General features: G+C 68.8%; 24 protein-coding genes. 9 read left to right on the top strand and 15 right to left on the bottom strand.

What is annotated here, in order from left to right; all coding sequences use genetic code 11:
- From G6N32_RS12525 to G6N32_RS12515, 3 genes are all read left to right on the top strand, one after another.
- Positions 1-465 (top strand): peroxiredoxin, encoded by a 465-nt coding sequence (locus G6N32_RS12525; RefSeq protein WP_115319878.1) that lies wholly within the window; start codon positions 1-3, stop codon positions 463-465.
- Positions 466-471: 6 nt separating this feature from the next.
- Complete coding sequence (locus tag G6N32_RS12520; protein WP_115319877.1) at positions 472-1,266, top strand: ABC transporter ATP-binding protein; 795 nt, start codon at positions 472-474, stop codon at positions 1,264-1,266.
- Between the two features lie 127 nt (positions 1,267-1,393).
- Complete coding sequence (locus G6N32_RS12515; RefSeq protein WP_115319876.1) at positions 1,394-2,887, top strand: FAD-binding oxidoreductase; 1,494 nt, start codon at positions 1,394-1,396, stop codon at positions 2,885-2,887.
- Between the two features lie 19 nt (positions 2,888-2,906).
- Here the strand turns inward: G6N32_RS12515 and hisI are convergent, their stop codons facing one another.
- The 8 genes from hisI to hisD are packed head-to-tail and all read right to left on the bottom strand — an operon-like array spanning position 2,907 to position 9,244.
- Entirely contained in the window at positions 2,907-3,251 is a 345-nt protein-coding gene (gene hisI / locus G6N32_RS12510; protein WP_115319875.1) for a phosphoribosyl-AMP cyclohydrolase, read from the bottom strand.
- The gene (gene hisF, locus G6N32_RS12505; RefSeq protein WP_115319874.1) at positions 3,248-4,021 is read right to left on the bottom strand and encodes an imidazole glycerol phosphate synthase subunit HisF; all 774 of its coding nucleotides are present in this window, start codon (positions 4,019-4,021) and stop codon (positions 3,248-3,250) included. Before hisF ends, hisI begins: the two co-directional genes overlap by 4 nt.
- Positions 4,021-4,824 carry an inositol monophosphatase family protein gene (locus G6N32_RS12500; protein ID WP_115319873.1) on the bottom strand — a complete coding sequence of 268 codons (804 nt, stop codon included), beginning with the start codon at positions 4,822-4,824 and terminating at the stop codon, positions 4,021-4,023. The genes hisF and G6N32_RS12500 overlap by 1 nt, the downstream gene beginning before the upstream one ends.
- The gene (priA, locus tag G6N32_RS12495; RefSeq protein WP_115319872.1) at positions 4,824-5,558 is read right to left on the bottom strand and encodes a bifunctional 1-(5-phosphoribosyl)-5-((5-phosphoribosylamino)methylideneamino)imidazole-4-carboxamide isomerase/phosphoribosylanthranilate isomerase PriA; all 735 of its coding nucleotides are present in this window, start codon (positions 5,556-5,558) and stop codon (positions 4,824-4,826) included. The genes G6N32_RS12500 and priA overlap by 1 nt, the downstream gene beginning before the upstream one ends.
- 2 nt (positions 5,559-5,560) lie before the next feature.
- Positions 5,561-6,181, bottom strand: coding sequence for an imidazole glycerol phosphate synthase subunit HisH (gene hisH / locus G6N32_RS12490; RefSeq protein ID WP_115319871.1), 621 nt, complete (start codon positions 6,179-6,181; stop codon positions 5,561-5,563).
- Complete coding sequence (hisB, locus tag G6N32_RS12485) at positions 6,178-6,786, bottom strand: imidazoleglycerol-phosphate dehydratase HisB (protein ID WP_115319870.1); 609 nt, start codon at positions 6,784-6,786, stop codon at positions 6,178-6,180. The genes hisH and hisB overlap by 4 nt, the downstream gene beginning before the upstream one ends.
- Positions 6,783-7,910 carry a histidinol-phosphate transaminase gene (locus tag G6N32_RS12480; protein ID WP_115321118.1) on the bottom strand — a complete coding sequence of 376 codons (1,128 nt, stop codon included), beginning with the start codon at positions 7,908-7,910 and terminating at the stop codon, positions 6,783-6,785. The genes hisB and G6N32_RS12480 overlap by 4 nt, the downstream gene beginning before the upstream one ends.
- A 5-nt stretch (positions 7,911-7,915) precedes the next feature.
- Positions 7,916-9,244, bottom strand: coding sequence for a histidinol dehydrogenase (gene hisD, locus G6N32_RS12475; RefSeq protein ID WP_163789246.1), 1,329 nt, complete (start codon positions 9,242-9,244; stop codon positions 7,916-7,918).
- A 78-nt stretch (positions 9,245-9,322) separates the two neighbouring features.
- Here hisD and rhtB point away from each other — a divergent pair, with 78 nt between their 5' ends.
- Both rhtB and G6N32_RS12465 read left to right on the top strand, forming a co-directional pair.
- Entirely contained in the window at positions 9,323-9,958 is a 636-nt protein-coding gene (rhtB, locus tag G6N32_RS12470; RefSeq protein ID WP_115319869.1) for a homoserine/homoserine lactone efflux protein, read from the top strand.
- Between the two features lie 10 nt (positions 9,959-9,968).
- Positions 9,969-10,382: a nitroreductase family deazaflavin-dependent oxidoreductase gene (locus tag G6N32_RS12465; RefSeq protein WP_083120525.1), complete on the top strand. Its 414-nt coding sequence runs from the start codon at positions 9,969-9,971 to the stop codon at positions 10,380-10,382.
- On the opposite strand, the gene nadC is transcribed toward G6N32_RS12465, so the two are convergent.
- The 3 genes from nadC to nadA are packed head-to-tail and all read right to left on the bottom strand — an operon-like array spanning position 10,379 to position 13,856.
- Positions 10,379-11,236: a carboxylating nicotinate-nucleotide diphosphorylase gene (gene nadC / locus G6N32_RS12460; protein ID WP_115319868.1), complete on the bottom strand. Its 858-nt coding sequence runs from the start codon at positions 11,234-11,236 to the stop codon at positions 10,379-10,381. The genes G6N32_RS12465 and nadC overlap by 4 nt on opposite strands.
- Positions 11,233-12,798 (bottom strand): L-aspartate oxidase, encoded by a 1,566-nt coding sequence (locus tag G6N32_RS12455; protein WP_115319867.1) that lies wholly within the window; start codon positions 12,796-12,798, stop codon positions 11,233-11,235. The genes nadC and G6N32_RS12455 overlap by 4 nt, the downstream gene beginning before the upstream one ends.
- Positions 12,795-13,856 (bottom strand): quinolinate synthase NadA, encoded by a 1,062-nt coding sequence (nadA, locus tag G6N32_RS12450; protein WP_115319866.1) that lies wholly within the window; start codon positions 13,854-13,856, stop codon positions 12,795-12,797. The genes G6N32_RS12455 and nadA overlap by 4 nt, the downstream gene beginning before the upstream one ends.
- A 48-nt stretch (positions 13,857-13,904) precedes the next feature.
- Here nadA and G6N32_RS12445 point away from each other — a divergent pair, with 48 nt between their 5' ends.
- Both G6N32_RS12445 and G6N32_RS12440 read left to right on the top strand, forming a co-directional pair.
- Entirely contained in the window at positions 13,905-14,597 is a 693-nt protein-coding gene (locus tag G6N32_RS12445; RefSeq protein ID WP_115319865.1) for an NUDIX hydrolase, read from the top strand.
- Between the two features lie 43 nt (positions 14,598-14,640).
- On the top strand, positions 14,641-15,975 hold the full coding sequence (locus G6N32_RS12440; protein WP_115319864.1) for a lipase family protein: 1,335 nt from the start codon (positions 14,641-14,643) through the stop codon (positions 15,973-15,975).
- 24 nt (positions 15,976-15,999) lie between these two features.
- Here G6N32_RS12440 and G6N32_RS12435 read toward each other — a convergent pair whose 3' ends face one another.
- Genes G6N32_RS12435 through bioB form a run of 3 tightly spaced genes read right to left on the bottom strand, consistent with a single transcriptional unit; the run spans position 16,000 to position 17,827 of the window.
- Positions 16,000-16,590: a DUF2567 domain-containing protein gene (locus tag G6N32_RS12435; protein ID WP_115319863.1), complete on the bottom strand. Its 591-nt coding sequence runs from the start codon at positions 16,588-16,590 to the stop codon at positions 16,000-16,002.
- Positions 16,587-16,814 carry a biotin synthase auxiliary protein BsaP gene (gene bsaP, locus G6N32_RS12430; RefSeq protein ID WP_102807762.1) on the bottom strand — a complete coding sequence of 76 codons (228 nt, stop codon included), beginning with the start codon at positions 16,812-16,814 and terminating at the stop codon, positions 16,587-16,589. Before bsaP ends, G6N32_RS12435 begins: the two co-directional genes overlap by 4 nt.
- Before the next feature lie 5 nt (positions 16,815-16,819).
- Positions 16,820-17,827: a biotin synthase BioB gene (gene bioB, locus G6N32_RS12425; RefSeq protein WP_036337710.1), complete on the bottom strand. Its 1,008-nt coding sequence runs from the start codon at positions 17,825-17,827 to the stop codon at positions 16,820-16,822.
- Positions 17,828-17,882: 55 nt separating this feature from the next.
- Between bioB and G6N32_RS12420 the strand changes: the two genes are divergently transcribed.
- Together G6N32_RS12420 and G6N32_RS12415 are read left to right on the top strand one after the other, a co-directional pair.
- Positions 17,883-18,461 carry a TetR family transcriptional regulator gene (locus G6N32_RS12420; protein WP_115319862.1) on the top strand — a complete coding sequence of 193 codons (579 nt, stop codon included), beginning with the start codon at positions 17,883-17,885 and terminating at the stop codon, positions 18,459-18,461.
- A complete protein-coding gene (locus G6N32_RS12415; RefSeq protein WP_115319861.1) occupies positions 18,458-18,793 on the top strand; it encodes an MmcQ/YjbR family DNA-binding protein in 336 nt (111 codons plus the stop codon). Before G6N32_RS12420 ends, G6N32_RS12415 begins: the two co-directional genes overlap by 4 nt.
- Here the strand turns inward: G6N32_RS12415 and G6N32_RS12410 are convergent.
- Positions 18,786-19,310, bottom strand: coding sequence for a 2'-5' RNA ligase family protein (locus G6N32_RS12410; RefSeq protein ID WP_115319860.1), 525 nt, complete (start codon positions 19,308-19,310; stop codon positions 18,786-18,788). The two genes, G6N32_RS12415 and G6N32_RS12410, sit on opposite strands and share 8 nt — an antisense overlap.

Raw genomic sequence — 19,310 nt, 5'->3', positions numbered from 1 at the left:
ATGAAACGTGGAGACCGGGTTGCGGACTTCGAACTGCCGGACCAGACCGGCACCGTGCGCTCACTGACCGAATTGCTGGCCGACGGGCCGATCGTGCTGTTCTTCTACCCCGCCGCGATGACGCCGGGGTGCACCAAGGAAGCGTGTCATTTCCGCGACCTCGGCTCGGAGTTCGCCGCCCTCGGCGCCAGCCGGGTCGGCATCAGCACCGACGCGGTGGACAAGCAGGCCCGGTTCGCCGACTCCCAGAATTTCGACTATCCACTGCTGTCCGACGCCGACGGCGCGATCGCCACCACGTTCGGCGTCAAACGCGGGCTGCTCGGCAAGCTGATCCCGGTGAAGCGCACGACGTTCGTCATCGACACCGATCGCACGGTGCTCGAGGTCATCTCCAGCGAGGTCAACATGGATGCCCATGCGGACAAGGCGCTGGAGGTGCTGCGTCAGCGTCAGAAGGCCTGACGCCGGGTGTCGATTCTGCGTCTGTCGGATGTGACGTTCCGCCGCAACGGCAAGCAGATCATCGACGGGATATCGCTTACGGTCGAGCGCGGCGAGCACTGGGCGCTGCTCGGCCCCAACGGTGCAGGCAAGAGCACCTTGCTCGGCTTCTGCGCCGCAGAGACGTTCCCCACCACGGGTACGGTCACGGTGCTCGGCCGCCAGATGGGCCGTACCGATCTGGCCGCGCTGCGCCGTTCGATCGGATACGTGAATCCCCGCCACCGCCTTCAGTATCCGTTGACCGTGCGCGATGTGGTGCTCACCGGCATCACCGCCACGATCGACCTGCCGATGCGCTGGACACCGAGCCCGGAGCAGGCCGAGCACGCCGACGCCATGATCGCCGCGGTGGGGATGAGCCGTAAGTCCGACGACGTGTGGCCGACGCTGTCACAGGGCGAGCGGGGCCGCGCTCTCATTGCGCGAGCACTGGTTTCGGAGCCCGAGCTGCTGCTGCTCGACGAGCCGACGACCGGGCTGGACGTCGCGGCCCGCGAACAGCTGCTGGAGACCATCGACAGCCTCGACCACACGCATCCTGACGTCGCGTCGATCTTGGTGACCCATCACCTCGAAGAGCTGCCGACCACCACCACCCACGCGCTGCTGATCGCCGATGGGCGCACCGTGGCGAGCGGTCCGGCGCGCGAGACGATTTCGACTGACAACGTCACCACCGCCTTCTCGCACCCGATCGCGGTCGGCTATCAACAGGGCCGCTGGACCGCGCGGGCCAAGGCCACGGCGATCGACGTCTAGTTCTCCGTTTGACGCCACTGGTCAGGTGGCCGGGGTTATCGTGCTGGAGTGACGAGGGCGTCGGGGGCCCGCGGGGCAACCGGTTTCGGTGTGGCCCCATCGTGGTGGTGCGGGAGCTGACGGCACCATGAGCGCCCTCACGCGTCGCGAACTGCTGACTGCGGTGGGCGTCGCGGCCGCAGGCGTTGCGGTGTCCTGTGCGGCGACCCGAACCGATTCCGCGACGGCGGCCAACGCCTGGGCGGATCTGCGGAACCGGTTGCGTGGCCAGCTGTTGCGGCCCGGACAGCCGGATTTCGCGCCGTTGACCACCCCGCGCAATCTTCGCTTCGCGGCCACGGTGCCGACGGCACTGGCCCTGTGCGCCGATGCCGAGGATGTCGCAACTGCTGTCCGCTGGGCACGGAACACCAACACCCCGTTCGCGATTCGCGGTGGCGGGCATAACTACGCTCGCGCATCCAGTACGGACGGGCTGCTCATTTCCACCCGGTCGATGAACGCAGCGACGGTGGACGGCAACTCTCTGCGTGTGGGCGCTGGAGTGCGCAACGCCGATCTCGCCGCACTGCTGCCGCGGACCGACGGGGGCCGACTTCTGTTGCCCGGCGGGAACTGTCCGGGTGTCGGTGTGGCAGGACTGACTCTCGGCGGCGGAATCGGGCCGAACGCGCCGTGGGCCGGACTGACCGCAGACCGCTTACGCAAAGTCACGCTCGTCACTGCTGCCGGTGACATCGTGACGGCGAGTGGAGCTGAGAACGCGGATGTGTTCTGGGCGCTTCGTGGTGGCGCCGGCGGCAATTTCGGCGTCGTGACCGACCTGGAGTTCGAACTCGTCGAAGTCCCGGTCACCCCGGTCACCACAGCCGAGATCGTCGTCGCCGGCCGCGATGCCGCGCTGGCGACAGCGCTGGCGTTTCAGGAACTTCGCCACCAGGCCGAACGCGTCGCCACCGGCAATCTCTATCTCGGCCACAGTCAAGACGGAGTCGAGGCGGTACTGACAGCGCAGATACTCACCGACGAGAGGAACGCCCGCGACCTGTTGACCCGGCTGCTGGCGACCCCCGGCGTCCGCGCCGACATCACCCAGCGGAGCTGGTGGGACGCTTACGGCTGGTACGTGACGCCACCGTCGTCGGCGTACTCCTTCTGGGATCGTTCACTCTATGCCGACGACTTCCTGTCCGGCGAGGTCCTGTCGGCGGCTCTCGACGTCGTCGAGCGATTTCCCGCAGGCGCCGAACGCTATGGCGCGATGGGACTTTACGGCTGGGTCGGCGGAGCGGTGCATGACGTCGACGCCGCTGCGACCGCATATGTTCACCGCCGTGCGCAGGTGTTGGTCGAGATGTCGGCCGGCTGGCCCACTCCGCCCACTCCGGGCACGCCGGTAACCGCCATCCCCGACGACATCCGAGGGTGGGAAGAGGAACTGTGGGAGACACTGCTGCCGCACACCACCGGTCGCTCCTACCAGAATTTCCCCGACCCTGAATTACCGGACTGGGCCACCGCCTATTACGGCGACAACCTTGGGCGCCTGCGCACGGTGAAGGCGACCTGGGATCCGGATGGCCTGTTCACCTACCCTCAGTCGGTTCCGCGGGCTCGCTGACCGACCCACCGGAGGATCGTTACTCAGGCGCCAGGATCTGGTCGGCGTCGAAGCAGCTGTGGTCACCGGTGTGACACGCCCCGCCGACTTGGTCGACCTGCAGCAGCACGGCATCGCCGTCGCAGTCCAGCCGCACCGAGTGCACGTGCTGGGTGTGCCCGGAGGTCGCGCCCTTGACCCAGTACTCGCCGCGGGAGCGCGAATAGTAGGTCGCCTCGCGGGTTTCCAGCGTGCGGGCCAGCGCCTCGTCGTCCATCCAGGCGACCATCAGCACGTCACCGCTGCCACGCTCCTGCGCGATCGCGGCGAACAGTCCGTTGGCGTCGCGCTTGAGCCGCTTGGCGATATCCGGGTCGAGGCTCATCGAACGGTAATTCCTGCCGCAGCCATCGCCGCCTTAACCTCACCGATCGTCAGCTCGCCGAAATGGAAGACGCTGGCCGCCAACACCGCATCGGCACCCGAGGCGACGGCGGGCGCGAAGTCGCCGACCGCGCCGGCGCCGCCGCTGGCGATCACCGGGACCGTGACCGCCTTGCGGACCGCGCGCAGCATCGCCAGGTCGAATCCGGCTTTGGTGCCGTCGGCGTCCATCGAGTTCAGCAGGATCTCGCCGACGCCCAATTCGGCTCCGCGTCTTGCCCATTCGACCGCGTCGATACCGGTCCCCTGCCGGCCGCCGTGCGTGGTGACCTCCCAGCCCGACGGCGTCGGCGCCGATCCGGCCGGCACCGTGCGGGCATCCACCGACAGGACAATGCACTGCGAGCCGAACTGCCGGGACAATTCGGCCAGCAGCTCGGGGCGGGCGATCGCGGCGGTGTTCACCGAGACCTTGTCGGCCCCGGCGCGCAACAGCATGTCGACGTCGGCCACCGAGCGCACACCACCGCCGACGGTGAGCGGGATGAACACCTGCTCGGCAGTGCGGCGCACCACATCGAGCATCGTCGCGCGGCCCGACGAGGACGCCGTGACGTCCAGGAAGGTCAGCTCGTCGGCACCCTCGGCGTCATAGACGGCGGCCAGTTCGACGGGATCGCCTGCATCCCGCAGATTTTCGAAATTCACACCCTTGACCACCCGGCCGGCGTCGACGTCCAGGCAGGGAATCACACGCACCGCGACGTCCATCAGAGGTAATTCTCCGGCGGACCGACTTTGTCGAGGATCTCCATGACGCGCTCGTGCACGCCGGGGGCGGCGGCCAGCGCGGCCCGCGACGACGGCGTCCACTGCTCACCGGACAGATCGGTGACGACTCCGCCGGCCGACCGCACCAGCGCGACTCCGGCGGCGTGATCCCAGATGTGATCACCGAAACTGATTGCCGCACCCATGATTCCGGACGATACATAGGCGAAGTCGACGCCGGTGGCGCCGTGCATGCGCAGCTTCGAGCACACCCGGCTCAGGTTCTCCAGCACGGCCAGCCGGTAGCGGCCGGGAAAACGCCCGCGCCAGTCGACGTTGAACGTTCCGATGCCGATCACGCACTGCCCGATCTCGCCGTGCCCGATCGGGGGCTGCGCTTTCCCGTTGTAGTACACCGGGCCGCCCACCACCGTGCTGTAGCGCTGGTCGGTGAACGGCAGCCAGGTCAGCCCGGCGACAGGCTCACCGTCCCGCAACAGACCCAGCAGGATCGCGGCCATCGGCGATCCGGCGGCGTAGTTGAACGTGCCGTCGATCGGGTCGAGCACCCAGACCAGCGGGGAGTCGATGGGGGCGCCGCCGAACTCTTCGCCGTGCACGCCGATGCCGGTGGCTTTCTCCAAGGCCTGGACCACCTGGCGTTCGATGGCCAGGTCCACTTCGGTGGCGAAGTCGTTGCCCTTCTTCTGCACGGCCGAGTCGGCCCGGTGCCCGGCGATGAACGGTGTGGACGCCTCATCCAGAATCACTGCCGCCTGGGCCACCAGGGTGTCGAGGTCCACTACTGGCTCACCGCGGCAAGCGCCTCCGGCAGCGTGAATCGGCCGGCGTAGAGCGCCTTTCCGACGATCGCGCCTTCGACCCCACTGCCGACCAGGGTCGCGATCGCGCGCAGGTCGTCCAGGCTGGACACGCCACCCGAGGCGATCACGGGCGCGTCGGTGCACTCGGCGACGCCTTCGAGTAGGTCGAGGTTGGGTCCGGTGAGCGTGCCGTCCTTGGTGACATCGGTGACCACGAACCGCGAGCACCCCTCGCTGTCCAGGCGTTCCAGCACATGCCACAGATCGCCGCCGTCGGTCTCCCAGCCGCGGCCACGCAACCGGTGCTCCCCTTCGACGATCTGCACGTCCAGCCCGACTGCGACGCGGTCGCCGTATTCGGCGATCGCGGCGGCGCACCACAGCGGGTTCTCCAGCGCCGCGGTGCCGATGTTGACCCGGGTGCAGCCGGTCGCCAGCGCCGCCTTGAGCGACTCGTCGTCGCGGATCCCGCCGGACAGTTCGACATTCACGTCGAGCTGGCCGACCACCTCGGCCAGCAGTTCACGGTTGGAGCCGCGACCGAATGCGGCGTCGAGGTCCACCAGGTGGATCCATTCGGCGCCGTCGCGCTGCCAGGTCAGTGCGGCGTCCAGCGCCGAGCCGTACTCGGTCTCACTGCCGGCCTTACCCTGCACCAGACGGACCGCCTTGCCCTCGACCACGTCGACGGCAGGCAACAAAATCAGTGGCACTCTTACAGCCCCTCAACCCAATTGGTCAGCAACGCCGCACCGGCGTCACCGCTTTTCTCCGGATGAAATTGTGTCGCCGACAGCGGACCGTCCTCGACCGCGGCCAGGAAGCGTACGTGATGGCTGGCCCAGGTCAGCTTCGCATCTGGTGCGCCCTCCCACTTCTGTGCCGCATAGGAGTGCACGAAGTAGAACCGGGTGTCGGGGTCGAACCCCTTGAACAGCACGCTGTCCGGTGCGGCGTCCACGACGTTCCAGCCCATGTGCGGGATCACCGGCGCATCGAGCCGGGTGACCGACCCCGGCCATTGCCCGCAGCCCTGCGACTCGACCCCGAACTCCACGCCGCGGGCGAACAGGATCTGCATGCCCACGCACACACCGAGCACCGGCCGGCCCGCGGCCACCCGCTCGGCGATGATGCGGTCGCCCCCGATGCCGCGCAGGCCGACCATGCACGCCTCGAACGCGCCGACGCCGGGCACCACGAGGCCGTCGGCGTTGAGCGCACGCTGCGCGTCGGCGGTCACCTCGACGTCGGCCCCGGTGCGTTCCAGCGCCCGTTGCGCCGAGCGCAGGTTGCCCGAGCCGTAGTCCAGGACGACGACGGATCTAACTGTCACAGTGAGCCTTTGGTGGACGGCACGCCCGAAACCCGGGGATCGGGCTCGACCGCCTGTCGCAGGGCGCGCGCCACCGCCTTGTATTCCGCCTCGGTGATGTGGTGCGGGTCGCGGCCGTACAGCGTGCGCACGTGCAGCGAGATGCGGGCGTTGAACGCCAGCGACTCGAACACGTGCCGGTTGACGACGGTGTGGTACGGCACGCTGGAGCCGGCGATGGTGAAGTCGACCATGTAGTCGGGTTCACCGGTGTGCACGAAGTACGGGCGGCCGGAGACGTCGACGGCGGCGTGGGCCAACGTCTCGTCCATCGGGATGAAGGCGTCGCCGAAGCGGCGGATGCCCTTCTTGTCGCCGAGCGCCTGACCCAGCGCGGTGCCGAGCACGATCGCGGTGTCCTCGATCGTGTGGTGGCCCTCGATGTCGACATCGCCGGTGGCCGAGATCGACAGGTCGAAACTCGCGTGGGTGCCCAGCGCGGTCAGCATGTGGTCGAAGAACGGCACACCGGTGTGCACGCTGACCTGCCCGGTGCCGTCGAGGTTCAGCTCGACGACGATGTCGGATTCGCGGGTCTTGCGTTCGACCTTTGCGATGCGGGTCATGGTGCTCCTAGGTGGGCCAGTTCGGAGGCGGCCAGCCGTGCACTGGCGGCCAGGAAGGCGTCGTTCTCCTCAGCCAACCCGATGGTGGTGCGCAGGAATCCGGCGATCCCGACGTCGCGGATCAGGACGCCGTCGTCGAGATAGTGCTGCCATGCCCGTGCGGCGTCGGCGAATTCGCCGAACAGCACGAAGTTGGCGTCGCTGGGAATGACGCGGAAACCGTACTCGGTCAGCGCGGCGCTGACCCGCTCCCGCTCGGCGATCAGCGTCGCGACGCTGCCCAGGGTGTCGTCGGCGTGGCGCAGGGCGGCGCGGGCGGCGGCCTGGGTGACCACCGAGAGGTGGTAGGGCAGCCGGACCAGAAGTACCGCGTCGACGATCGCCGGGGCGGCGATCAGGTACCCGAGCCGGCCGCCGGCGAACGCGAACGCCTTGCTCATGGTGCGGCTCACGATCAACCGCGAGGGGTACTCCTCGATCAGCGCGATCGCACTCGGCTGGCTGGAGAACTCACCGTAGGCCTCGTCGACGATCATGATGCCGTGGTGCATGGCGTCCAGCAGCCGTCGCAGGTCGTCGAGCGGAACGCTTTGGCCCGACGGGTTGTTGGGGCTCGCGACGAACACGACGTCGGGGTCGCGGGCGGCGATCACAGTCGCTGCCGTGTCGACGTCGAGGCTGAAATCGGCCGCGCGCACCGACTCGACCCACTCGGTCTGCGTTCCGTTCGAGATGATCGGGTGCATCGAGTACGACGGCACGAAACCGATCGCGCTGCGGCCCGGTCCACCGAACGCCTGCAGCAGTTGCTGCAGGATCTCGTTCGATCCGTTTGCCGCCCAGACGTTTTCCTCCGCGATCTCGACCCCGGTCTGGTCACGAAGATAGGCGGCCAGGTCGGCGCGCAGGGCGACGGCATCCCGGTCGGGATAGCGGTGTAGTTCGGCTGCGGCCGCCTGCACCGAACGCGTGACGTCCTCGACCAGTGCCGGACTCGGCGGGTGCGGGTTCTCGTTGGTGTTGAGCCGCACCGGGACGTCGAGTTGCGGCGCGCCATAGGGGGATTTGCCGCGCAGGTCGTCGCGCAGCGGCAGATCCGCCAGCGTCACGCCGGCACCGGGGATAGTTGTCACCGTTCGAACCTCCGGCGGACCGCCTCACCGTGAGCCGGTAGGTCCTCGGCCTTCGCCAGTGTGATCACATGCCCCGACACGTCTTTGAGCGCCGCCTCGGTGTAGTCGACGACGTGGATGCCACGCAGGAAGGTCTGCACCGACAGCCCGCTGGAGTGCCTGGCGCAACCCGCGGTGGGCAGCACGTGATTCGACCCGGCGCAGTAGTCGCCGAGGCTGACCGGCGACCACGGCCCCACGAAGATCGCACCGGCCGCGCGGATGCGGCCGGCCACCTCGTTGGCATTCACGGTCTGGATCTCCAAATGCTCTGCCGCATAAGCGTTGACAACCCGCACCCCGGTGTCGACGTCGTCGACCAGCACGATGCCGGACTGGCGCCCGCGCAGCGCCTCGGTCACCCGCTCCCGGTGCTTGGTGGTCTCGAGCTGTACGGCCAGCTCGGCTTCGGTGGCCTGCGCCAGCTCGGTGCTGTCGGTCACCAGCACACTGGCGGCCATCACGTCATGCTCGGCCTGGCTGATCAGATCGGCGGCGACATGCACCGGGTCGGCGGTGTGGTCGGCGAGGATCGCGATCTCGGTGGGCCCGGCCTCTGCGTCGATCCCGATCTGCGAGCGGCAGATTCGCTTGGCGGCGGTCACATAGATGTTGCCCGGTCCGGTCACCATGTCGACCGGTGCCAGCTCGGCGCCGTCGGTGTCGGTGCCGCCGTAGGCCATCAGTGCCACGGCCTGCGCGCCGCCGACCGCCCACACCTCTTCGACGCCGAGCAGCGCGGCCGCCGCCAGGATCGTCGGGTGCGGCAGACCACCATGGCCGGCCTGGGGCGGGCTGGCGATCACCAGTGAGTCGACACCGGCGGTCTGCGCGGGCACGACGTTCATCACCACGCTGGACGGGTAGACGGCGTTGCCGCCCGGCACGTAGAGACCCACTCGCTCCACCGGCACCCAGCGCTCGGTGACCGACGCGCCGGAGTCGAACAGCGTGGTGGTGTCGGTGCGCCGCTGATCGGCATGCACGGCGCGGGTGCGATCGATCGCCACCTCGAGCGCGGCGCGCACATCGGCGGGCAAGGCAGCCAGCGCTTCGCCGAGCGCGGCGACCGGCACCCGCACGGTTTGGGGACGCACCCCGTCGAACTTCTCGCCGTACTCCAGTGCCGCGACGGCACCGCGCTGTGCGACGTCGTCGACGATCGGCCGGACCTTGGGGACCACGGCGTCGACGTCCACGCCACCGCGCGGAAGCGCCGCACGCAGCGAGGCGGCGGTCAGCGCGCGGCCGCGCAGGTCGATCCGGTTCATGGCGAAGCTGGTCATCGGATCAATTGTCCCCGATCGGTGCACCCGAATAAAAATCGATTGGATGCGGCCGCCACCGGCCCGGATACTGCGACTATGCAATTCCAGCTGTGGCTGGCCTTCGTGGGCGCCGCGATAGCGATCAGTGTCTCTCCCGGGGCCGGGGCAATCCAGTCCATGGCGACCGGTCTGGCGCACGGTCTGCGCCGTGGTTACTGGAGCATCACGGGCCTGGAGATCGGCCTGATGCTGCAACTCGTCGCAGTGGCGGTCGGGCTCGGCGCGGCGGTGGCCCAGTCGATCGTCGCGTTCACGGTGATCAAGTGGATCGGCGTGGCGTATCTGATCTATCTGGCCGTCCGCCAATGGCGCAGCAGGCCCTTCGACCTGGGCGAACAACTCGACACCACCGCCAACGGCGGCCGGATGTCCCTGCTGGTGCGCGGCTGTCTGGTCAATGTCACCAACCCCAAGGGGCTGGTGTTCCTGCTGGCGGTGCTCCCCCAGTTCGTCGTGCCGACCGCACCGCTGCTGCCGCAGTACCTGGCCATCGGGGCGACGATGGTCGTCGTCGACCTGGTGGTGATGGGCGCCTACACCGGGCTGGCATCCCGGTTACTGCGGTGGCTGCGCACACCGCGCCAGCAGCGAGCCATGAACCGGACGTTCTCCGGCCTGTTCGCCGCGGCGGCGGTGGTGCTGTCCCTGGTGCGGCGGGGCGCAGCCGCCTAACGTGAGCGCCATGTCGACCAAGGATCACCCCAACAACGCCCCCGGTGTGCCGATGAAGTTCCCGGTCTGGTTCGAGAACTTCCAGATCAAGTACTTCAATCCGGCCGTTAAACCGCTGGCGAAGTTCATGCCGGGGATGTCGGTCATCTCCCATCGCGGCCGCACCTCGGGCAAGCAGTACGAGACCGTGGTCTCTGCCTTCCGTAAGGGTGACACCCTGGCCGTCATGCTCGGCCACGGCAAGACCAACTGGGTCAAGAACATCCTCGCCGCCGGCGAGGCCGATATCCGGCACGGCCGCAAGACCCTGCATCTGGTGAACCCTCGGGTGGTACCCGCGGGCACCGACGACCCGTCCCTGCCCGGGGTTGCCCGCCGCGGCGTGAAGCGCGGTGTCGGCGCGTTCGTCGCCGATATCGCCTAGAGGTCCAGACCCACGTCCAGGACCCGTACCGAGTGGGTCAACGCGCCCACGGCAAGGAAGTCGACCCCGGTCCCGGCGTAGTCGGCGGCGGACTCCAGGCTGAGGCCTCCCGAGGATTCCAGTAGGACGCCGGGGGCGTTGGCGTCTCGCCGCTGTACCGCGATCTGGGTCTGCCATACCGGGAAGTTGTCCAACAGGATCAGCTGCACATCTTCGGCGAGCACGTCGTCGAGTTGCTCGAGGGTGTCCACCTCGACCTCGCACGGCAGATCCGGCGCGGCCGCGCGCACGGCCCGCAGCGCGGCGACCACCGAGCCGGCGGCGGCGACGTGGTTGTCCTTGATCAGCGCGGCGTCGCCCAAGCCCATCCGGTGGTTGGCGCCGCCGCCCACCCGCACCGCGTACTTCTGCAGGGCCCGCAGCCCCGGCAGGGTCTTGCGGGTGTCGCGGATCTTGGCTTTGGTGCCGTCGACGGCGTCGACCCAGGCCGCGGTGGCGGTGGCGATCCCCGACAGGTGGCACACCAGGTTCAGCAGGGTCCGCTCGGCGGTCAGGAGCCCCCGCGTCGGCGCCTGCACCCGAAGCAGGGCCGCACCGGCCGCCAGCCGGGTGCCGTCCTCCACCCGGTCGACGACCTCATAACCGTCCTGACCGAGCACGTCGTCGAGAACCAGTAGCGCCACGTCGATCCCGGCGGCGACGCCGGCCTCCCGGGACACCAGCGCGGCGACCGTGCCGGCATCCTCGGGCACGGTGGCCAGGGTGGTGACGTCGGGTCCGTAGCGCAGGTCCTCGTCGAGGCCGCGCCGGATCGTGATCCGAGCTTCCGCACGCTCGTCGTCGGTGAGTTTCATCGCAGGCACGCCGCCGCGTGGTCGCCGTGCAGGGTGCGGCTGAACGCCTGTGCCGGATCGGTGTCCGGGTGATCGCCGCGGTGGTGGCAGCCGCGGGATTCGGTGCGCGCCAGCGCCGCCGTGGTCACCGCGCGGGCGGTGGCTGTGAGTGCGACGTCCTCGACTGCTGCGCGGGTGGTCATCCGGGTGGGCTCGGCGTCGCCGAGCAGGTCGGTGAGCCGCTGCAGGCCGGCGGCGTCGCGGACCACCGAGGCGAACTCGCTCATCGCCGTCTGTAGCACCGTTCGGTCGAGCGCATGATGTTGCCGCTCATCGACTTTCGCCACCGGCACGCCTGCGTCTCGGGCGTGCTCGACGGCGGCCTGCCCGGCGCGGCCACCGACCACCAGGCCTTCGAGCAGGCTGTTGGACGCCAGCCGGTTGGCGCCGTGCATGCCAGTTCGGGCCACCTCGCCTGCGGCGAACAAGCCGGGCAGTTCGGTCCGGCCGGACACGTCGGTGGCCACCCCGCCGCAGCTGTAATGCGCGCCCGGGACGACCGGAATCAGCTGGCGGGTGGGGTCGATGCCCGCGGCGCGGCAGGCCGCCGTGACCGTCGGGAAGCGTTGCGCGAACCGGTCGATGGAGCGTGCGTCGAGGAACACGCACTCGTCGCCGCTCGCCCGCAGCCGCGCCTCGATGGCCGCGGCCACCACGTCGCGCGGGGCGAGATCGCCCAGCGGATGCACCCCCGCCGTGACCGATTCGCCGCGGGCGTCGCGCAGCACCGCGCCTTCGCCGCGCAGCGCCTCGGTGATCAGCGGACGGCGTCCGGAGGCATTGCGGTCGAACAGCATGGTCGGGTGGAACTGGACGAATTCGATGTCGGTGACGCCGACGCCGGCCCACAGCGCCAGAGCGATGCCATCGCCGGTGGAGCCCTCCGGGTTGGTGGTCGCCCGATACAGGTGGCCCAGACCCCCGGTGGCCAGGATGACCGACGGAGTGTGCACGATACCGAGTCCGTCGGCGTTGCGGACCAGCACGCCGGTGACCGTCGCGCCATCGTTGAGGACTTGCAGCGCAACATGATTGCGCCGGATGTCCAGGGTGGCGGCGGCATGGTCGAGCGCCCGCTGCACTTCGGCTCCGGTGGCGTCACCGCCGGCGTGGATGATGCGCCGCCGCGAGTGGCCGCCCTCACGGGTCAGCGCCCACCGACCGGGCGAGCTCTCGTCGAACCGGGCGCCGTCGTCGACCAGGTCGGCAACCGCGCGATACCCGTCGGCGACGATCGACCGCACCGCATCGGGGTCACACAGGCCGGCACCCGCAGCCAGGGTGTCGCGGACGTGCGCGTCCACCGAGTCGTCGGTGTGCGGCAGCACCACCGCGATCCCGCCCTGGGCGTAGAACGTCGCGGTATCGGGTGCCTTGCTCAGAATGACTGTGCGACTGCCTTGTCGGTGCGCGGCCAGGGCGGCGGCCAGGCCGGCCACCCCGGTGCCGATCACCACGACATCGGCGCGCTGCTGCCAGTCCACACCCGCGGCGCCGGCTCCGCAGGCGAAGGAGCGCGTCATTCCCCGCCGCCGGGCTGGCCGATCTCGATCATCCGCTGCACGCTGGCGCGGGCCAGCCGGGCAGTCTCGGGATCGACGTCGACCTCGTCGGCACCCTCGACCAGGCAGCGCAGCAGTGCAGCCGGGGTGATCATCTTCATGTACTTGCACGACGCCCGGTCGTTCACGGCCTGGAAATCGATTTCCGGTGCGGCACGGCGTAATTGGTGCAACATGCCGACTTCGGTCGCGACCAGCACCTGCTTGGCGTGAGATGCCTTGGCGGCATCCAGCATGCCGCCGGTGGACAGGATCTTGACCCGGTCCGACGGGAAGGCGCCTTCACCGGCCAGATACAACGCCGATGTGGCGCAACCGCATTCGGGGTGGACGAACAACTCGGCGTCGGGGTGGCTGCGAGCCTGGTCGGCGAGTTCGTCGCCGTTGATGCCCGCGTGCACGTGGCACTCGCCGGCCCAGACGTGCAGGTTGGTCCGGCCGGTCATCCGGCGGACGTGCGCGCCGAGGAACTGGTCGGGGCAGAACAGCACCTCGCGGTCAGCCGGGATGGAGGCCACCACCTCGACGGCGTTGGACGAGGTGCAGCAGATGTCGGTGAGAGCCTTCACGGCCGCGGTGGTGTTGACGTAGGAGACGACGACCGCACCGGGGTGCTCGTCCTTCCAGGCCTGCAGTTCCTCGGCGGTGATCGAGTCGGCCAGTGAGCACCCGGCGCGCTGATCCGGGATCAGCACCGTTTTCTCGGGGCTCAGGATCTTGGCGGTCTCGGCCATGAAATGCACACCGCAGAACACGATCGTCTCTTCGGCGGCCTCGGCGGCGATCCGGGACAGTGCCAGCGAGTCACCGACATGATCGGCGACATCCTGAATGGCCGGCAGCTGGTAGTTGTGCGCCAGGATGGTCGCGTTTCGCAAGGTCGCCAGTCGGCGAATCTCGGCGGCCCATTCCTCGTCACCGTTCACCCCGGTGTAACCACCGGGTCCATCGGTGATGCGAGCGATAAGCCCGGCACCAGTGGCACCGTCGACGGCGTCTGCACGATCCAAGACGGTCATTTCCGCCTCCTGTCTTGCTCCCGAGGTTTTCGACTTATAATCGAAAACGTGCCTCATACTAGCACCGAACACGAAGTACTCGCCGTCGTATTCCAGGTTGGCGACGTCCACTCACGTACACCGGCCCTTAACGTGCTGTTATGGCAGCGCGGCCTGGAGCCCGAGCGGGGCAAGTGGTCGTTGCCCGGCGGCAGGCTGCGCGCCGACGAGGACCTGATCAGTTCCGCGCGACGCCAGCTCGCCGAGAAGGTCGACGTCCGCGAGATCGCGCACCTGGAACAGCTCGCGGTGTTCTCCGATCCGGGCCGCGTGCCCGGTGTTCGCACGATCGCCTCGACATTTCTCGGGCTGGTCCCCTCGGTCGCCACCCCTGAACTACCGCCGGACACCCGCTGGCATCCGGTCAACGCCCTGCCGGAGATGGCCTTCGACCACGCCCCGATGGTGGAATACGCCCGCACCAGGCTGGTCGCCAAGTTGTCCTACACCAATATCGGATTCGCCTTGACACCAAGGGAATTCGCGCTCTCGACGCTACGTGACATCTATGGCGCCGCCCTGGGCTATCAGGTCGACGCCACGAATCTGCAGCGGGTGCTCGCGCGCCGCGGCGTCATCACGCCGACCGGGACGACGGCCCATCCGGGCCGCAGCGGCGGGCGCCCGGCGGCGCTCTATCGCTTCACCGACTCGCATTTGAGGGTGACCGACGAGTTTGCCGCGTTTCGGCCACCCGGGTGAGTCGGCTGGCTTCTTAGACCATTCTTAAGGTAGAAAGGGTGGAATGCATCCGGTAAGCGCCGGGGCGCCGAGCCCCGAATGGATCGGCCGCGCCCCGCACGAGGAACTCGAGCGTGGTGCGCATCCGCAGCTTCCGGCCGATGACCCGTTCTACGAACCGCCCGCCGGCTTCGAACACGCCGAGCCGGGCACCGTGCTGCGCTCCCGTGACGTCCAGCTGGGCTTTCTCGGGCTGATCCCGCAGCGGGTGCGGGCCACCCAGCTGCTGTACCGCAGCACCGATCACAACGGTTTGCCGCAGGCCACCGTCACCACCGTGCTCATCCCGACCGGCCACACCCCTGACCAGGTCCGCAACGTCGTCTCATATCAGTGCGCCATCGACGCGGTGGCCTCGCGCTGCTTCCCCTCCTACGCCATGCGCAGGCACGCCAAAGCCGTCGGCTCGCTGCCGCAGCTCGAGTACCTGCTCGTCGCGGCGGCCCTCGCCGAGGGCTGGGTGGTGTCGGTCCCCGACCACGAGGGGCCGGCCGGTATCTGGGGTGCCCCCTACGAACCCGGTTACGCCGTCCTCGACGGGGTGCGGGCAGCGCTCGGGTTCGAGGCGTTCGGACTCGCCGCGGACAGCCAGGTCGGGTTGTGGGGTTACTCCGGCGGCGGGCTCGCCACCGCGTGGGCGGCCGAGGTGCACGAGGACTACGCACCCGAACTGAACATCGTCGGCGCCGTCCTGGGTTCGCCGGTCGGCGACCTCGGCCACACGTTCCGCCGGCTCAACGGCTCCTACCTGGCCGCTCTGCCCGCGCTCGTGGTGGCCGCGCTGGCCAAGACCTATCCCGATCTGAACCGGGTGATCGAGCAGAACGCCACCGAGGACGGGCTGGCCCTGCTGCGCCGCCTCGAGAACATGACCACCGCGGAGGCCGTCATCCGGTTGTTCCGCACCGACTTCGACGACCTGGTGCACCCACCGCTGGAAGAGATCCTGGCGACGCCGGAAGTCCAGCACGTCTTCGACAACATCAAGCTCGGCAAGGCGGTGCCCGACCTCCCGGTACTGATCGTGCAGGCGGTCCACGACTCGGTGATCGACGTCGACGACATCGACGACCTGGTGCACACCTACTCCGCGGGCGGGGCGCGGGTGACCTACCACCGCGACATGTTCAGCGAGCACATGCTGCTGCACCCGATGTCGGCGCCGATGACGCTGCGCTGGCTGACCGACCGGTTCGCCCAACGTCCGATCGACGAGCACATCGTGCGGACGAAGTGGCCGACGCTGCTCAATCCCATGACCTACGCGGGCATGTGGCGCCTCGGCGGGATCGTCGCGCGCGTGGTGTCCGGCGGCCGGGTTCCGTTCCGACCACTGTGAGGGCCCGGCTCTAGGGGCCCGGCTCTAAGCGGAGATCCGGTCCATCGGCGGCACGGCACCGAGATCGTCACGCGGGGTGGCCACCGCCATCAAGGCATACGTCAGCGCCGCGATCGCGGCCGGGAACAGTAGCGTCGTCGCGATTTGCAACGGCCCGTGCGCGAAGAACACCGGGGGCGCCTCGGAGTAGTAGAAGATCCGGTTGTCCGGGGTCACCGGAGCCGTGTCGAACGGCACCGGCCCGTAGTGCCAGCTCACCAGCAGCGCGCCGACGCCCGCAGCCGCGCCGGCGGCGGCTATCGAACCCACCCACAGCGCCGTCGCCAGCAGCGGCCCGCGATGCGCACGCCACTGCCACACCAGTACCGCCGCCACGATCGCCATCGACGTCAGCAACCCGATGAGCAATGCCGCCGCCACGAACAGGTGATCGGACTCGCTGCCGAGGTAGGTCTGCACCCGCTGACCCGAGCGGGTCAACGCCACCACGCCATGCGCCGACGGCGCCAGCACCGACCACACCGCGCCGATCACCGCACCGGCCAGGGTCAACCCGACGACCACCACGATTGCGGCGCGGCGACGTGAAATACGTTGCTGTGGTTCGAGATTCACCGCTGGTCCTCCAGATCGTGGGAGTCGACCCGGCCATGGCGCGAGCACTTGGCCCACCAGCCGTCCGGACGCACCTGGACCACCATCCGGCGCCCGCACTCCGCGCAGAAGCGAGGTGGCTCGAGTCCGAGCTGCGCGGCGGTGGGTACGACGCTGCCGGCGGGCTCCCCGGTGTAGACGTTGTAGACCCCGGCACTCACCGGTGCGGGCAGCTGTCCGACCATCGCCACTACAGGCTGGCGTTCAGAGCCTTGATCGGCATCTGCAGATCTTCGAGCAGCTCGAGATCGGCCTCAGCCGGGCGACCCAGCGTGGTCAGGTAATTTCCGACGATCACGGCGTTGATGCCACCGAGGATGCCCTGCTTGGCGCCGAGGTCGCCGAGCGTGATCTCCCGGCCACCGGCGAACCGGAGCATGGTGCGCGGCAGAGCCAGACGGAACGCGGCGACGGCCTTGAGCGCCTCGGACGCCGGCAGCACCTCCAGATCACCGAACGGGGTGCCCGGGCGCGGGTTCAGGAAGTTCAGCGGCACCTCGTGCGGATCGAGCTCGGCGAGGTTCGCGGCGAACTCGGCGCGCTGCTCGAGCGTCTCCCCCATGCCGAGGATGCCGCCGCAGCACACCTCCATGCCGGCCTCACGGACCATCTCCAGGGTTCCCCACCGCTCCTCCCACGAGTGGGTGGTGACGACGTTCGGGAAGTAGGACTGCGCGGTCTCCAGGTTGTGGTTGTAGCGGTGGACGCCCATCTCCTTGAGACGATCCACCTGCTCCTGGGTGAGCATCCCCAGCGAGCAGGCGATCTGGATGTCGACCTCGTTGCGGATCGCCTCGATGCCTGCGGCCACCTGGGCCAGCAATCGCTCGTCGGGTCCGCGGACGGCGGCCACGATGCAGAACTCGGTGGCGCCGGACTTGGCGGTCTGCTTGGCGGCCTCGACCAGGCTCGGGATGTCCAGCCAGGCGCTGCGCACCGGCGAGGCGAACAGACCGGACTGCGAACAGAAGTGGCAATCCTCCGGGCAGCCACCGGTTTTCAGGCTGATGATGCCCTCGACCTCGACCTCCGGCCCACACCACTTCATCCGGACCTCGTGGGCCAGGGCCAGAAGGTCTTCGAGGTGATCGTCGGACAGCTGCAAGACCTCGAGCACCTGATCGCGGGACAGACCCTCGCCGCGCTCGAGCACCTGCTCGCGCGCCAGTGCCAATACGTCCGTCGCTGCCTGCGTCACCGGCTTGTCCTCCTGCGTTCGCCAACTTGAACAGTGTTCAGGCTAGGCTACGCGTGTGCAGCTCCACAAACGCGACGTGGTCGATGCGGCGACGACACTGCTGGACAACTACGGCATGGCCGACCTGTCCATGCGGCGGCTGGCCCGCGAGCTCGCGGTCTCCCCCGGCGCGCTGTACTGGCACTTCGCCAACAAGCAGCAACTGCTCGGCGCGGTGGCTGACCGAATCCTGGGCAGTATCCACGACGTACCTGGGGACTGGCGTGTGCGCGTCGAGGCGATCTGCGATCAGTTGCGCGATGCCCTGCTCTCCCACACCGACGGCGCCGAGCTGGTGTCCGCCAGTTTCGCCGCGGGCCAGTCGGAGGCGATGACGCAGATCCTCGGCTGGCTGGCCGACGCGGCGATCGCCGCGGGCGTCGATACCGGGCACGCCGTGACCGCCGGCCGCACCGTCCTCTACTACGTACTGGGCTTCACCGCCGACGAGCAATCCCGTCTGCAGTGGGACGCCGCCGGCGCCGACCTCCCCGACGAACAATCCGTGCTCGGCGCCGACCCCAGCCGCCGGTTCGGCTTCGGAGTGCAGCTGCTGGTCGACGGCATCGCGGCGCGGCGCAGCCTGCCGGTGTGATCACCGTCGACCAGGTGCGCCCGATCGCACTTGCCCTTCCGAGAGCCTACGAAACCGTGGTCCGCGACCGGATCACATTCCGGGCCGGCAGGCTGGTCTTCCTGGCGTTCTCCCGCGACGAGACCGTGATGGGGGTCGGGTTCCCGAAGGAGGAACGCGAGGCGATGGTGGCGGCCGAGCCGGACAAGTTCGCACTGCCCCGGCCGTCGGACATGCGCTACAACTGGATCCACGTCCGCCTTGATGCGGTCGATCTCGACGAGGTACGCGAACTGGTGATCGACGGCTGGAAGATGTGTGTTCCCAAAAGCATTGCCGCGCAGGTCAACTGATCAGCACACGGTCAGTTCGCGCATCGCTGTCCCAACGCCGCAGTCCGACGATGCTCGCCCGGATGTCCACGGTGATCCCGTCGACCAATGCGAATGCGTCACCGGCTTGCGCCGGGGTGAACCGGCGCCCCAGCGTGACGTGCGGCGTCCACCGGCCCGGCGCACTGTGGGCGAAGACACTGGTCACCGACGGCAGACACACGTCGTAGACCTCGTCGTGCATCGCCAGCAGCGCCGCCGACGGAACCACCAGCCGGGCCAACGTCATCCGCCCGGTGCCGAAGACCAGCGGTGCGCCCATGACAGCCCGGAGCGGGAAGAGATCGGCCAGTTCCATCAGCCGCTCGTCGACGTCGGGCGAGATCCGTTCCGCGGCGATCAGCGTGATGTGTGGGCGGTTGGTGTCGGACGTGACCCGCAGCTGACTGGGCAGACCGGCGTCGGCCAGCGCCTGCCACGTGTGCCGCACCGCATCGTCGGCCCGCTGATCCAGGAGCAGCTCAATCGAGTGCGCCAT

The organism is Mycolicibacterium aichiense (assembly GCF_010726245.1).
Lineage (GTDB): Bacteria > Actinomycetota > Actinomycetes > Mycobacteriales > Mycobacteriaceae > Mycobacterium > Mycobacterium aichiense.
This window is presented reverse-complemented; position numbering and strand designations above follow the sequence as displayed.